At 71.6% G+C, this 13,203-nt stretch carries 14 protein-coding genes; 8 read left to right on the top strand and 6 right to left on the bottom strand.

What is annotated here, in order from left to right:
* Position 1: 1 nt before the first annotated feature.
* The 4 genes from FDF13_RS11480 to FDF13_RS11465 form a co-directional block, all read right to left on the bottom strand.
* A complete protein-coding gene (locus FDF13_RS11480; RefSeq protein WP_137319756.1) occupies positions 2-1,735 on the bottom strand; it encodes an ABC transporter ATP-binding protein in 1,734 nt (577 codons plus the stop codon).
* A 96-nt stretch (positions 1,736-1,831) separates the two neighbouring features.
* Entirely contained in the window at positions 1,832-2,803 is a 972-nt protein-coding gene (locus FDF13_RS11475) for a heme A synthase (RefSeq protein WP_137319755.1), read from the bottom strand.
* 10 nt (positions 2,804-2,813) lie between these two features.
* Positions 2,814-3,590 (bottom strand): ABC transporter permease, encoded by a 777-nt coding sequence (locus FDF13_RS11470; protein WP_137319754.1) that lies wholly within the window; start codon positions 3,588-3,590, stop codon positions 2,814-2,816.
* Positions 3,587-4,504 (bottom strand): ABC transporter ATP-binding protein, encoded by a 918-nt coding sequence (locus FDF13_RS11465; RefSeq protein ID WP_137319753.1) that lies wholly within the window; start codon positions 4,502-4,504, stop codon positions 3,587-3,589. Before FDF13_RS11465 ends, FDF13_RS11470 begins: the two co-directional genes overlap by 4 nt.
* 159 nt (positions 4,505-4,663) lie before the next feature.
* Here FDF13_RS11465 and FDF13_RS11460 point away from each other — a divergent pair, with 159 nt between their 5' ends.
* From FDF13_RS11460 to FDF13_RS11425, 8 genes are read left to right on the top strand one after another with little or no spacing between them, the layout of a single operon-like run.
* Positions 4,664-5,389 (top strand): metalloregulator ArsR/SmtB family transcription factor, encoded by a 726-nt coding sequence (locus FDF13_RS11460; protein ID WP_137319752.1) that lies wholly within the window; start codon positions 4,664-4,666, stop codon positions 5,387-5,389.
* Entirely contained in the window at positions 5,386-6,822 is a 1,437-nt protein-coding gene (gene sufB, locus FDF13_RS11455) for a Fe-S cluster assembly protein SufB (RefSeq protein ID WP_295688735.1), read from the top strand. Before FDF13_RS11460 ends, sufB begins: the two co-directional genes overlap by 4 nt.
* A 52-nt stretch (positions 6,823-6,874) precedes the next feature.
* Complete coding sequence (gene sufD, locus FDF13_RS11450) at positions 6,875-8,026, top strand: Fe-S cluster assembly protein SufD (RefSeq protein ID WP_137319751.1); 1,152 nt, start codon at positions 6,875-6,877, stop codon at positions 8,024-8,026.
* Positions 8,023-8,346 carry a non-heme iron oxygenase ferredoxin subunit gene (locus FDF13_RS11445; protein ID WP_137319750.1) on the top strand — a complete coding sequence of 108 codons (324 nt, stop codon included), beginning with the start codon at positions 8,023-8,025 and terminating at the stop codon, positions 8,344-8,346. Before sufD ends, FDF13_RS11445 begins: the two co-directional genes overlap by 4 nt.
* A gap of 8 nt (positions 8,347-8,354) precedes the next feature.
* Positions 8,355-9,113, top strand: coding sequence for a Fe-S cluster assembly ATPase SufC (gene sufC, locus FDF13_RS11440; RefSeq protein WP_137319749.1), 759 nt, complete (start codon positions 8,355-8,357; stop codon positions 9,111-9,113).
* On the top strand, positions 9,113-10,384 hold the full coding sequence (locus FDF13_RS11435; protein ID WP_137319748.1) for a SufS family cysteine desulfurase: 1,272 nt from the start codon (positions 9,113-9,115) through the stop codon (positions 10,382-10,384). Before sufC ends, FDF13_RS11435 begins: the two co-directional genes overlap by 1 nt.
* Positions 10,381-10,863, top strand: a complete 483-nt coding sequence (sufU, locus tag FDF13_RS11430) for a Fe-S cluster assembly sulfur transfer protein SufU (RefSeq protein WP_137319747.1) — start codon at positions 10,381-10,383, stop codon at positions 10,861-10,863. Before FDF13_RS11435 ends, sufU begins: the two co-directional genes overlap by 4 nt.
* A complete protein-coding gene (locus tag FDF13_RS11425) occupies positions 10,856-11,191 on the top strand; it encodes a metal-sulfur cluster assembly factor (protein WP_137319746.1) in 336 nt (111 codons plus the stop codon). The genes sufU and FDF13_RS11425 overlap by 8 nt, the downstream gene beginning before the upstream one ends.
* A gap of 43 nt (positions 11,192-11,234) precedes the next feature.
* Here FDF13_RS11425 and FDF13_RS11420 read toward each other — a convergent pair whose 3' ends face one another.
* Positions 11,235-12,239, bottom strand: coding sequence for a DUF1731 domain-containing protein (locus tag FDF13_RS11420; protein ID WP_254668786.1), 1,005 nt, complete (start codon positions 12,237-12,239; stop codon positions 11,235-11,237).
* A 28-nt stretch (positions 12,240-12,267) separates the two neighbouring features.
* Positions 12,268-13,185 (bottom strand): neutral zinc metallopeptidase, encoded by a 918-nt coding sequence (locus tag FDF13_RS11415; protein ID WP_137319745.1) that lies wholly within the window; start codon positions 13,183-13,185, stop codon positions 12,268-12,270.
* Between the last annotated feature and the right edge of the window lie 18 nt (positions 13,186-13,203).

The raw sequence follows: 13,203 nt of genomic DNA, 5'->3' as shown, positions 1-13,203 counted from the left end.
CTCAGACCCCCTCTCCGGTCGCGGCGGCGGCCTGCGAATCGATGATCTCCCGGTACACCGGGTTCGACTCCGCGAGCTCATCATGGGTGCCGAGGCCGACGATCCGGCCCTCGTCGAGGACGAGGATGGCGTCGGCGTCGCGGGCGGTCGCGATCCGCTGGGCGACGATGATCATCGTCGCGTCGACGTCCCGGGCGAGCGCGGCGCGCAGCGCCTTGTCGGTCGCGGTGTCGAGGGCGGAGAAGGAATCGTCGAAGACGAGGATCCGAGGTCGCCCGACGAGCGCGCGGGCGATCGCGATCCGCTGGCGCTGGCCGCCGGACAGGTTGGTGCCGCCCTGGGTGAGCTCGTGGTCGAGCCCCTCGGGGAGCTCGCGGACGAAGTCCGCCTGGGCGGTGTCGAGGGCCGCCCACATCTCCTCCTCGCTCGCCCCGGGGGCGGCGAAGCGCAGGGTGTCGGCGATCGTGCCGGAGAACAGGTACGCCTGCTGCGGGACGAAGCCGGTCTGCGCGTGGAGCACAGCGGGAGCGAGTGCGCGGATGTCCGTGCCGCCGATCCGCACCGTGCCGGCGTCGGCGTCGATGAGGCGCACGACGAGGGAGGCGAGGGTGGTCTTGCCCGAACCCGTGGCCCCGACGATCGCGAGGGTCGACCCGGCCGGGACCCGCACGTCGATTCCGCTGAGGACCGTCTCCTCGGCGCCGGGATAGCGGTACTCGACCCCGGACAGCTCGACCTCGCCGGGCGCCGGGGTGTCGGTCCGGGTGCCGGAGAAGTCGATCGTCACCGGGGAGTCGACGACGTCGAGGATGCGGCCGGCGGAGACCGCGGCGCGCGGGATCATCATCGCCATGAACGAGGCGATCATCACGCCCATGAGGATCATGAGGAGGTACTGGATGAAGGCCATGAGGGTGCCGACCCCGAGCATGCCCCCCTGCACCTCGAACGCACCGAACCACACGACGGCGGCCGAGGCCGCGCCGATGATGAACATCACGAGCGGGAACATCAGCGCGAACAGCCGGCCCACCCGGAGGTTGGCGTCGGTGACCGCGAGGTTGGCCTCCCCGAAGCGCTGCGCCTCGGCCGGCTCGCGGACGAAGGCGCGGATGACCCGGATCCCGGTGAGCTGCTGGCGGGTGACGGAGTTGAGGGCGTCGATGCGCTCCTGCATGACGGCGAAGGACGGGACCATGCGGGAGACGATGAACGCCATGACGACGCCGAGCACGACGACCGTGACGACGACGATCCACGACAGGCGGAAGCTCTCGGCGAGGGCCATGACGATCCCGCCGAGCGCCATGAGCGGTGCCATGACGAGCATCGTCGCGCTGAGCACGATGAACTGCTGGACCTGTCGGATGTCATTGGTGTTGCGGGTGATGAGGCCGGCGGCGGAGAAGCGGGAGACGTCCTGGTGGCCCATGTCGACGACGTGGTGGAAGACGTCGCGGCGGAGGTCGCGGGCAGCGGACATCGCGCACTTCGCGCCGCAGTAGATCGCGATCCCGTTGCACCCGAGCTGGAGGACGGCGACGACGACCATCCAGCCGCCGTAGGCCCACACCGTCGGCACGTCGCCGCGGGCGACGCCCTCGTCGATCATCCGCGCATTGAGCGTGGGGATGAGGAGCAGGCCGAAGGACTGGAGTGCCTGGAACACGACGACGCCGAGGAGGAGCCCGCGGTAGTCGAGGAGGTATCTGTTCAGGAGCGCGAGGAGAGGCACCCGGACATTCAAGCAGACCGCGCCGTCGTGCGCTCACCGGTGGCACCCAGGTAGGGCATGGGATGGCTCACGGCGGCGGTGGCGGGCCGGCTGCGGTCACACCGTCTGGTGGACCGCCTGCGGGGAGTCCGGGACGGCGGTGGCCGGCAGCGGCGCACGGCGGTAGCAGGCGTCGACGACGGCGACGGTCGCGGCGATGACGAGGCAGGCGCCCACGAGGTGGAGGGCGACGGCGGCGATCGGCAGGCCGGTGAAGTACTGGAAGTAGCCGATCGCGCCCTGCGCCGCCTCGACGAGGAGGAGCACGGTGAGCGCACGGGACAGCTCGCTCAGCCCCTGCCGTGCGGACAGGATGCGGGCGAGGACCGTCGCGCCGATGAGCATCCAGACCGGGATCGCGTGGAGGCGGGAGATCATCACCGTGTCGAGGCCGTTGCGGGCACTGATGACGTCCCCGGCATGCGGGCCGGCCCCGGTGACGAGGACGCCGAGGAGCACGACGACGACCATGAGCCCGCCGATCGCCCAGCACAGGCCGCGCAGCAGCGGGGTGCCGAGCGGCCGGGGGTCCCGGCCGGAGTCCGCGGTGCGGCGCACGAGGTAGGCCGACGCGCCGACGGCGATCGCCGAGGGGATGAAGTGGGCGGCGACGATCCACGGGTTGAGCTGGGTGCGCACGGTGAGGCCGCCGAGGAGCGCCTGGAAGGGCACCACGGCGGTGAGCCAGAACGTCAGCCAGAAGAGGTCGGGGCGGGTCCTGCGGAGGCGCCACAGGAGGACGAGGATCGCGACGCCGAGCAGTCCGAGCGCGACCCCGAGCAGCCGGTTGCCGAACTCGATGTAGCCGTGGATGCCCATCTCCGGGGTGTTGACGAGGGACTCGTCGGTGCACATCGGCCAGGTCGGACAGCCGAGCCCGGAGCCGGTGAGCCGCACGAGCGCACCGGTGACGATGATCGCCGACTGGGCGAACAGCATCGTCCACGCCGCGGCGCTCACGAGCCGGGTGACGGTGGCGGGCTGCCAGCGGGAGCCGGCGGGCGGTGCGGGGGCTGCGGGGGTCGTCATGCGGGCCATTCTACCGTCCGTCGAAGTCGAAGAAGCGGCGGGCCGCGAGCAGCCCGAGGAGCGTCCAGGCGAGCATCACCGCACAGGCGCGCAGGTCGATCGCGCCGTCGAGCACCGCGCTGCGCATGGCATCGCCGAGCGCCCCCGAGGGCGTCCACGACACGAGCCGGCCCCACAGCCCGTCGTGAGCGACGACGAGCCCGCCGACCGAGGCCATGAGCACCCACAGGAGGTTGGCGAGCGCGAGCGTCGCCTCTGCGCGCAGGGTCCCGGCGAGCACGAGCCCCCAGGTGAGCATGACCGCCGTCCCGAGCAGTCCGGCGACGACGACGGCGAGGTGGGCGACCGGGGCGGTGATGCCGAGGACGAGGGCGATGCCGCCGAGCAGCGCGAACTGGACGGCGACGACGAGGAGCACGGCGAGCAGCTTGCCCCAGATCAGGCCCGTGGTGCCGAGCGGGGTGGTGGCGAGCTGGCGGAGCACACCGTAGCGGCGGTCGAACCCCGTGGAGATCGCCTGCCCGGTGAAGGCAGTCGAGGCGATCGCGAGGCCGAGCACCCCGGAGGTCGCGACGGCGACGGGGGAGTGGCCGCCGATGCCGAGGCCGAGCACGTCGAGGATCCCGGTGAGGGACAGCCCGAGGAGCACGATGATCGGGAGCACGAGGGAGAGGAGGAGCTGCTCGCCGTTGCGGAGGATCGAACGCGCCTCGAACCCGGCCTGCGCGAGGATGCGCCGAAAGGCCGGGGAGGCCGGGGAGGAGGGTGTCGTCGCGGGCTCCGTCATCGCAGGCTCCTGCCGGTGAGCTCGAGGAACACGTCGCCGAGGGTGCGCCCGTGCAGGGAGAGGTCGTCGACCCGCACCCCACGGGCGGCGAGCTCCGCGGTGAGGCCAGCGAGCGCGGCCGGGCCGATGTCGCCGGACACGGTGAGCACGGGGCCGTGGACGGTGACGGTGCCGAACGCCTCGAGCGCGGCGGCGAGCCCGGCCGGGGCGTCGCCGGGCAGGCGCATCCGCAGGCTGTGCGCGCCGTCGGCGGCGGCGGTGAGCTCGGCCGGTGTGCCCTGGGCGATGACCCGACCGTGGTCGATGATCGTCACGGTGTCGGCGAGCGCCTGCGCATCGGCCATGTCGTGGGTGGTGAGGACGACGGCCACGCCGTCGGCGCGGAGCTCGCCGATGACCTCGTGCACGACGAGGGACGCCTGCGGGTCGAGGCCGGCGGTGGGCTCGTCGAGGAACACGAGGCGCGGACGGCCGACGAGCGCGGCGGCGAGCCCGACCCGCTGGCGCTGCCCGCCGGACAGCCGGCGGATGGTGCGGTCGGCGAAGCCGGTGATCCCGAGCCGCTCGGCGAGCGCGGTGACATCGAGCGGGTCCGCGTACATCCGGGCGAGGTGGGTGAGGACCGCGAGCGGCCGCGCGGCCATGGGCAGCCCGCCGTCCTGGAGCATGACCCCGGTGAGCCCGGCGGTGCGGGTGTGCTCGGCCACGGGGTCGGCCCCGAAGATCCGGACCGTGCCGCGCGCCGGGCGCAGGAGGCCCACCGCGCAGGCGATCGTCGTCGACTTGCCGGCGCCGTTGGGGCCGAGCACCGCGTGGACGCGCCCGGCGTCGGCGGTGAGCGAGATCGATTCGAGCGCGGGCCGGGCCCGGTAGTCGAAGCCGAGCCCGGTCAGGCTCAGGGGTGCGGTCGTCACGGTCGACCAGTGTACGCGTGGCCCCGCTCCGGGGAGCGCCCGGGCCGCGACGGGTCCGCGACCGGGGCTTAGGCTCGCCTTCGTTTACAGTGGAATAGATTACGCAACAATTGTCTTGTATAACGCAGAGCACCACCCTCGGCACCCGGAAGGAGAACCATGTCATCGCATGCCATCGCCCGGTCCGAGGACGCCCGCACCCGCCAGCGGGTGCTCGGCGCGGTGCTCGATCTCGGTCCGGTGAGCGCCTCCGGCGTGGCGAAGGTCATGGACCTCACCGCCGCGGCGATCCGCCGCCACTTCGACGCCCTCGAGGCCGACGGCCTCATCGAGGTCCGCCGGCTCGCCGGGACCCGGGCCGGCCGGGGGCGGCCCGCCCGGCAGTACGTCGTCACCGCGCAGGGCCACGAGCTGATCAGCCACACCTACGACGACCTCGCCGTCGACGTCCTCGGCTTCGTCGAGCGGCGCTCCGGCCGCGAGGCGGTCGCCGAGTTCGCCGCCGAGCACGTCGCGGAGCTCGGGCAGCGCCTGCGGGCGCGCACCGAGCGCCCCGGGCCGACCGTCGTCGGCCGGGCCCGGCAGCTCGCCGCCGCACTGTCCGCGGAGGGCTTCGCGGCCTCGGCTTCGCCGGTCGCCGTGGGCACCCCGCTCGAGGCGATCCAGCTGTGCCAGGGCCACTGCCCGATCCAGCACGTCGCGAAGGAGTACCCGGAGTTCTGCGAAGCGGAGCTCCAGCTGTTCGCCGAGCACCTCGACGTCGACGTCCGCCGCCTGTCCACCCTGGCCAACGGCGACCACGTCTGCACCACGCACATCCCGACCTCGGTCCTCAACCGCCCGTTGATCGACCAGACCGACCGCAACCAAGGAGGCTCACGGTGACCGATACCACCGAGACCAACCCGATCCTCGAAGCGAACCCCGAGCTCAAGGACATCGGCAACTACGCCTACGGCTGGCACGACTCGAACGACGCCGGCGCCGCGGCGCAGCGCGGCCTGAGCGAGGACGTGGTGCGCAACATCTCCGCCCTCAAGGAGGAGCCGGAGTGGATGCTCCAGCGCCGCCTCAAGGCCCTCAAGCTGTTCGAGAAGAAGCCGATGCCCAGCTGGGGCGCCGACCTCACCGGGATCGACTTCGACGACATCAAGTACTTCGTGCGCTCGACCGAGGGTCAGGCGCAGTCCTGGGAGGATCTCCCCGAGGACATCAAGAACACCTACGACCGGCTCGGCATCCCGGAGGCGGAGAAGCAGCGGCTCGTCGCCGGCGTGGCCGCGCAGTACGAGTCCGAGGTCGTCTACCACAAGATCAACGAGGAGCTCGAGCGCCAGGGCGTGATCTTCCTCGACACCGACACCGCGCTCAAGGAGCACCCCGAGCTGTTCGAGGAGTACTTCGGCACCGTCATCCCCTCGGGCGACAACAAGTTCTCCGCGCTCAACACCGCGGTGTGGTCCGGCGGCTCCTTCATCTACGTCCCCAAGGGCGTCCACGTGGAGATCCCGCTCCAGGCCTACTTCCGCATCAACACCGAGAACATGGGCCAGTTCGAGCGCACGCTCATCATCGCCGACGAGGGCTCCTACGTGCACTACGTCGAGGGCTGCACCGCGCCGATCTACAAGTCCGACTCGCTCCACTCGGCGGTCGTCGAGATCATCGCGAAGAAGGACGCCCGCGTGCGCTACACGACCATCCAGAACTGGTCGAACAACGTGTACAACCTCGTGACGAAGCGTGCGATCGCGGAGTCCGGCGCGACCATGGAATGGGTCGACGGCAACATCGGCTCGAAGGTCACCATGAAGTACCCGGCGATCTGGATGACCGGCGAGCACGCGCGCGGGGAGACCCTGTCCGTGGCCTTCGCCGGGACCGGCCAGCACCAGGACACCGGGGCCAAGATGGTCCACGCCGCACCGAACACCCACTCCTCGATCGTGTCGAAGTCGGTCGCCCGCAACGGGGGACGGGCCGGCTACCGCGGTCTCGTCCACGTCCACCCGGGGGCCAAGGGCGCGTCGAACACCGTGCTGTGCGACGCCCTGCTCGTCGACAACATCTCCCGCTCCGACACCTACCCCTACATCGACATCCGCGAGGACGACGTATCGCTCGGACACGAGGCGACGGTGTCGAAGGTGAGCGCCGACCAGCTGTTCTACCTCATGAGCCGCGGCCTCGAGGAGACCGAGGCGATGGCGATGATCGTGCGCGGCTTCATCGAGCCGATCGCCCGCGAGCTCCCGATGGAGTACGCCCTCGAGCTCAACCGGCTCATCGAACTGCAGATGGAAGGCGCGGTGGGCTGAGCCGGCCGTCCGCGCCCGGCCCCACCCCGTCCACGAAGGAGACAGAACACACATGACAGACACCGTGCAGAGCGCTGCCGAGGTCCAGGTACCCGTCGCCTCGCGCAGCGAGCGCACCCGGAGCTTCGACGTCGCCGATTTCCCGCAGGTCACCGGCCGCGAGGAGGAATGGCGGTTCACCCCGGTCCGCCGACTCGCGCCGCTGCTCGAGGACGCCGGCACCGGCGCCGAGCTGCGCTTCACCGAGGAGCTCCCCGCCGGTGTGTCGGTGGAGACCATCGACCTCGACACCGCCCGCGCCCAGGGCATCATGGAGCCCGAGGACCGCCCGGCCGCGATCGCCGCGGCCCGCTCCGGCGGGATCCGCCACTACGCGGTCGAGGCCGGCGCCGAGGTGCCCGAGGCCGTCGTCGTCCACGCCGACGGCGCCGGGACCGACCCGGTGCACGGCCACATCCTCCTCACCGTCGGCGACAACGCGCGCGCGACGATCGTCGTCGAGCACGAGGGCACCGCACAGTACTCCGAGCTCGTCTCGATCGTCGTCGGGGCCGGCGCGCAGCTGACCTTCGTGTCGCTGCAGCTGTGGGAGGACGGCTCGGCCCACCTCGGCCAGCACGACGCGATCGTCGGCAAGGACGCGCAGTACAAGCACATCGCGATCTCGCTCGGCGGCGACATCGTGCGGCTCAACTCCAACGTCCGCTACGACGGGCCCGGGGGAGAGGCGCAGCTCCTCGGCCTCTACTTCGCCGACGCCGGCCAGCACCTCGAGCACCGCACGTACATCGACCACAACACGCCGCAGGCGGTGTCCGACGTCATGTACAAGGGTGCACTGCAGGGCACCGATGCGCGCAGCGTGTGGATCGGCGACGTGCTGATCCGCCCCGAGGCGATCGGCATCAACACCTACGAGCTCAACCGCAACCTCGTCCTCACCGAGGGCGCCCGGGCGGACTCCGTGCCGAACCTCGAGATCGAGACCGGCGACATCGAGGGCGCAGGCCACGCGTCCTCGACCGGCCGCTTCGACGAGGAGCACCTGTTCTACCTCATGAGCCGCGGCATCGACGAGGTCGAGGCCCGTCGGCTCGTGGTCCGCGGCTTCTTCCACGAGGTCATCGGACAGATCCGCGTGCCCGCGATCGAAGAGGTCCTGTCCGCAAGGATCGAGGACGAGCTCTCCCGGAGCATGATGTGAGCGAGCTCGCCGCCTGCGCCGCGAGCGCCGTCGACCCCGGCGACGCGATCCGCGTCGTCCTCGAGGGCCGGGAGATCTGCATCGCCCGGACCGACGACGGCGCCGTGCACGCGATCGACGACCTGTGCACCCACGGCGAGGTGTCCCTCGCCGAGGGGGAGGTGTCCGGCTGCTCGATCGAGTGCTGGCTCCACGGCTCCGCCTTCGACCTCACCACCGGCAGGCCGCTCACTCCGCCGGCCTTCGAGCCGGTCGCCGTCTACCCGTGCAGCGAGCGCGACGGCATGATCTACGTCGACCCCACCAGTCCTGAACAGTAAGGAAACCCATGTCCACTCTCTCCATCCGCGACCTCCACGTCAGCGTCGAGACCGACGCCGGTGCCAAGGAGATCCTGCGCGGCGTCGACCTCGACATCAACTCCACCGAGACCCACGCGATCATGGGCCCGAACGGCTCCGGGAAGTCGACGCTGGCCTACGCGTTGGCCGGCCACCCCGGCTACACCGTGACCTCCGGCACCGCCGCGATCGACGGCGAGGACATCCTCGAGATGAGCGTCGACGAGCGCGCCAAGGCCGGCCTGTTCCTCGCCATGCAGTACCCCGTCGAGGTCCCCGGCGTCACCGTGACGAACTTCCTGCGCACCGCGAAGACCGCGATCGACGGCGAGGCGCCGAAGCTCCGCACCTGGACCAAGGACCTCTCCGAGGCGATGAAGAACCTCCGCGTCGACCCCGCGTTCGCCTCGCGCAACGTCAACGAGGGCTTCTCCGGCGGTGAGAAGAAGCGCCACGAGATCCTGCAGATGGAGCTCCTCAAGCCGCGCTTCGCGATCCTCGACGAGACCGACTCCGGCCTCGACGTCGACGCGCTGCGGATCGTGTCCGAGGGGGTCAACCGGGTCAAGGAGAAGACCGACGTCGGCGTCCTCCTCATCACCCACTACACCCGCATCCTGCGCTACATCCAGCCCGACTACGTCCACGTCATGGTCAACGGCCGGATCGCCGAGGAGGGCGGCGCCGAGCTCGCCGAGCGCCTCGAGAACGAGGGCTACGACCGCTTCCTCGGCGTGGGAGCCTGATGCTCTCGGCCGCCGAGGTGCAGCGCATCCGCAACGACTTCCCGATCCTCGCCCGCGAGGTCGGGGGGTCGCCGCTGGTGTACCTGGACTCCGGGGCCACCGCGCAGAAGCCGCAGTGCGTCATCGACGCCGAGCTCGACTTCTATGCGCACCGCAACTCCGCCGTCCACCGCGGGGCGCACAGCCTCGCGGTGGAGGCCACCGATGCGTTCGAGTCCGGGCGCACGGCGGTCGCGGACTTCGTCGGCGCCGGGATCCGCGAGATCGTGTGGACGAAGAACGCCACCGAGGCGCTCAACGTCGTCGCGCTCGGCCTCGCGCACGCCGCGGCCGGCCTCGGCGGTCCGGAGGCGCAGCGGTACCGGATCGGCCCCGGGGACTCGATCGTCGTCACCGAGATGGAGCACCACGCGAACCTCATCCCGTGGCAGCAGCTCGCCCGCCTCACCGGTGCGCGCCTGCGCCACCTGCCGCTCACCGACGACGGGCACCTCGAGCTGGGGGATCTCGAGGAGATCGTCGACACCACGACGAAGGTCCTCGCCTTCACCCACGCCTCGAACGTCCTCGGCACGATCAACCCCGTCGAGCGGCTCGTCGCCCGGGCCCGCGAGGTCGGGGCGCTCACCGTGCTCGACGCCTGCCAGTCGGTGCCCCACCTGCCCGTCGACCTCGCAGCGCTCGACGTCGACTTCGCGGCCTTCTCCGGGCACAAGATGCTCGGACCCACCGGGATCGGCGTGCTCTACGGGCGCGCCGAGCTCCTCGACACCCTGCCCCCGGTCCTCACCGGCGGCTCGATGATCACCACCGTCGACATGGAGTCCGCGGAGTTCATGCCGGCCCCGCAGCGCTTCGAGGCCGGCACCCAGCCGGTCGCGCAGGTCGCCGGGCTCGGTGCGGCCGTGGGCTACCTCTCCGAGACGGGGATGGCCGATGTCGCCGCGCACGAGGCCGAGATCGCCGGGATCCTCGTCGAGGGGATCGACCGGGTGCCCGGCGTGCGCCGGATCGGCCCGGACGCCTCGGCGGCGCGGATCGCCTCCGTCGCCTTCGACGTCGAGGGCGTCCACGCCCACGATGTCGGCCAGGTGCTCGACGACGCGGGGATCGCGGTGCGGGTGGGCCACCACTGCGCACAGCCGCTCCACCGCCGCTACGGGCTCACCGCCACCACCCGCGCGAGCGCCTCGGTCTACACCACGGCCGAGGACTGCGAGCGGTTCCTCACCGCCCTCGCCGGCGTCCGCCCCTTCTTCGGAGTGTCATGAGCGATCTCCAGCAGCTCTACCAGCAGGTCATCCTCGACCACGCCAAGCAGCGCTACGGCAACCGGCCGCTGCTCGGCGGGACCGGGATCGACCGCTCCCCGCAGTTCGGCTCCTCGCACCAGGTCAACCCGACGTGCGGGGACGAGATCACCGTGGAGGCGGAGATCGACCCCGGCACCGGCGCGCTCACCGTGCGCTGGGACGGCCAGGGCTGCTCGATCTCGATGGCCTCGGCCTCGGTCCTGACCGAGATCGCCGAGGACACCGGACCGGAGGGGTTCGCCGCCGCCGAGGCCGCCTTCCACACTCTCATGCACTCCCGCGGACAGGGGGAGGCCGACGAGGACGTCCTCGGCGATGCCGCCGCCTTCCAGGGGGTCTCGAAGTTCCCCGCCCGAATCAAATGCGCCCTGCTGTCCTGGATGGCACTCAAGGACGCACTCGCCCAGGCCCACGCCGCAGGAGGAGACCATGCCTGAAGTCATCGACCAGCCCACCAACGCCGTGCCCGAGGAGGTCCTTGAGGCACTCATGGACGTCGTCGACCCCGAGCTCGGCGTCAACATCGTCGACCTCGGCCTCGTCTACGGCACCGCCGTCGAGGAGGACGGCACCGCCGTCATCGAGATGACCCTGACGAGTGCCGCCTGCCCGCTCACCGACGTCATCGAGGACCAGGTCGCGCAGGTCCTCGAGGGGATCGTCCCGGCCTACCGCCTCAACTGGGTGTGGATGCCGCCGTGGGGCCCGGAGAAGATCACCGAGGACGGCCGCGAGCAGATGCGGGCCCTCGGCTTCAACATCTGAGCAGCACCACCGCTCTCAGCACCACCGCTCTCAGCACCACGGCTCACAGCACCGCTGCGAGCGCGCCGGGCAGCTCGGGGTGCGCGAACCGGAATCCCGCCTCGGCGAGCACCCGGCTGGTCGCATGCCGGCCGGTGAGCCCGAGCGCGGGATCCGTCGCGAGGAGCACCGCTCCGGCCCGGAGCACCGGCGCCGGGGTCGACAGTCCGAACCCGTGCGGGGCGAGCAGCGGCAGCCGTGGGGCGAGCCGCGTCCGCAGCCGGGCCATGAGCTCGGCGTTGCGGACCGGGTGCGGTGCCGCGGCGACGAGGATGCCGCCGGGCAGCTCCGGTCCGCACAGGCCGAGCGCGGCGAGCACGATCCGCAACCAGTCCTCGAGCTGGATCCACGAGAACCACTGATCACCGCGCCCCACCGTCCCGCCGAGCCCCGCCCGGGCGAGCAGCGCCAGCCGATCGAGCGCGGGGGAGTCGTGCTGGAGGACGATCGAGGTCCGCAGCACGGTGGTGCGCCGGGCATGCGCCCCGGCGGCCGCCTCCTCCCACGGGCGGGCGACCCCGGTCATCTGCGGCAGCGCGGCCGCGCCCGCAGGCAGCGGCGAGCTCTCGTCGAGCCGCGCCTCCCCGGCATCGGACCAGATCGCGGTCGTCGATCCCTGCACCCACGCCTCGACGGGCGCCTGCTCCTGCGAGGCCGCGACGAGCGCCTCGGTGGCGCGCACGCGCGAATCGCGGAGGCGCGCGATGCCCGCGGGCGTCGGCCGGGCGTCGACGAGCGCCCCGGCGAGGTTGACGATGCCGATGCGCTCCTCCGCGGTACGATCGAGCTCCTCGGCCCAGTCCCCGACGCTCCGCCCGTCCCACTGCCGGAACCGAAGGGCGGGCCCGGTGCGGCGGAGCAGCTCGGGCGAGTCGGCGGGACGCCGGGTGAGGACGACCGCCTCGGCCCCGGCGCGCTGCAGCGCACCGGTGAGGGCGGTGCCGAGCGCCCCGGTGCCGCCGGCGACGACGACGCGCATCGGGCGGGTATTTGTGTGCAGGGTGCTCATCGTCTCCTCTCCCGGCGCTGTCGGCGGCTCACACCCGGTCGACGGCGAAGGTGTTGCAGGCGCTCGGCCGGCCGTCGCGGTAGCCGCGGAGGAACCACGTCTGCCGCTGCTCGGCGGAGCCGTGGGTGAAGTTCTCCGGGATCACCCGGCCGCCGGAGGTCTCCATGATCGAGTCGTCGCCGATCGCCTCGGCCGCGGACAGCGCAGCGGAGATGTCCTCCGTGGTGAGCGGCTGCAGGTAGGGCTCGCCCGTGCTCGGATCCGGGGTCACTGCGGCGTTCGCGGCCCATACCCCGGCGTAGCAGTCGGCCTGGAGCTCGAGGCGGACCGCGTTCGACTGCGGGCCGGTCTGCCCGTCGCGGGTGCGCTGGATGTCCCCGGTGAGTGTCTGGATGTGGTGGCCCCACTCGTGGGCGACGACGTACTCTTCCGGCAGCGGCCCCTGCTCGGCGCCGAACCGGTCACGGAGCTGGGCGAAGAACGCGACGTCGAAGTACGCGGTCTCGTCGCCCGGGCAGTAGAACGGGCCCATCGCGGAGCTGCCCGTGCCGCACGCCGTCTGCCACTGGCCACTGGTGAGCACCGCACCCGGCGCGCGGTAGGCGACCCCGAGGTCGTGGACCCCCTCCTGCCAGTACTGGTTGAGGCTGTTGACCGTGCCGACGACCCGGCACTCGACGTCTTCGTTGGCGTCCTCGCCGGTGCGGCACTTCGTCGCGAGGTCGTCCCCGGTGGTCTGCCGGTCGACCTGTGAGCTGTCGGTGAAGCCCTGCCCGCCGGTGATGACCTCGGGCCCGAACACGAGTGCCATGATCACCATGATGACGAGCCCGCCGAGCCCGCCGCCGATCTTGATGCCGGGGCCGCCGAGGCCCCCGCCCGAGCGACCGCCGCCGCGCTTGGACACCTGCGAGGTGTCGAGTCTGCTGCCGGGATTGAACGTCATGGCAATAGCATAGGGTGG

The organism is Brevibacterium sp. CS2, from assembly GCF_005280295.1.
Classification (GTDB): Bacteria; Actinomycetota; Actinomycetes; order Actinomycetales; family Brevibacteriaceae; genus Brevibacterium; species Brevibacterium pityocampae.
Note: the sequence above shows the minus strand (reverse complement) of the source record. Positions and strands in the feature narration are given on the sequence as shown.

Excerpts from the sequence above, each read along its gene's own strand:
- FDF13_RS11425 (WP_137319746.1), top strand. The coding sequence starts at position 10,856 with ATGCCTGAAGTCATCGACCAGCCCACCAACGCCGTGCCCGAGGAGGTC.
- FDF13_RS11420 (WP_254668786.1), bottom strand. The coding sequence starts at position 12,239 with ATGAGCACCCTGCACACAAATACCCGCCCGATGCGCGTCGTCGTCGCC.
- FDF13_RS11470 (WP_137319754.1), bottom strand. The coding sequence starts at position 3,590 with ATGACGGAGCCCGCGACGACACCCTCCTCCCCGGCCTCCCCGGCCTTT.
- FDF13_RS11460 (WP_137319752.1), top strand. The coding sequence starts at position 4,664 with ATGTCATCGCATGCCATCGCCCGGTCCGAGGACGCCCGCACCCGCCAG.
- sufD (WP_137319751.1), top strand. The coding sequence starts at position 6,875 with ATGACAGACACCGTGCAGAGCGCTGCCGAGGTCCAGGTACCCGTCGCC.
- sufU (WP_137319747.1), top strand. The coding sequence starts at position 10,381 with ATGAGCGATCTCCAGCAGCTCTACCAGCAGGTCATCCTCGACCACGCC.
- FDF13_RS11435 (WP_137319748.1), top strand. The coding sequence starts at position 9,113 with ATGCTCTCGGCCGCCGAGGTGCAGCGCATCCGCAACGACTTCCCGATC.
- FDF13_RS11475 (WP_137319755.1), bottom strand. The coding sequence starts at position 2,803 with ATGACGACCCCCGCAGCCCCCGCACCGCCCGCCGGCTCCCGCTGGCAG.
- FDF13_RS11415 (WP_137319745.1), bottom strand. The coding sequence starts at position 13,185 with ATGACGTTCAATCCCGGCAGCAGACTCGACACCTCGCAGGTGTCCAAG.
- sufC (WP_137319749.1), top strand. The coding sequence starts at position 8,355 with ATGTCCACTCTCTCCATCCGCGACCTCCACGTCAGCGTCGAGACCGAC.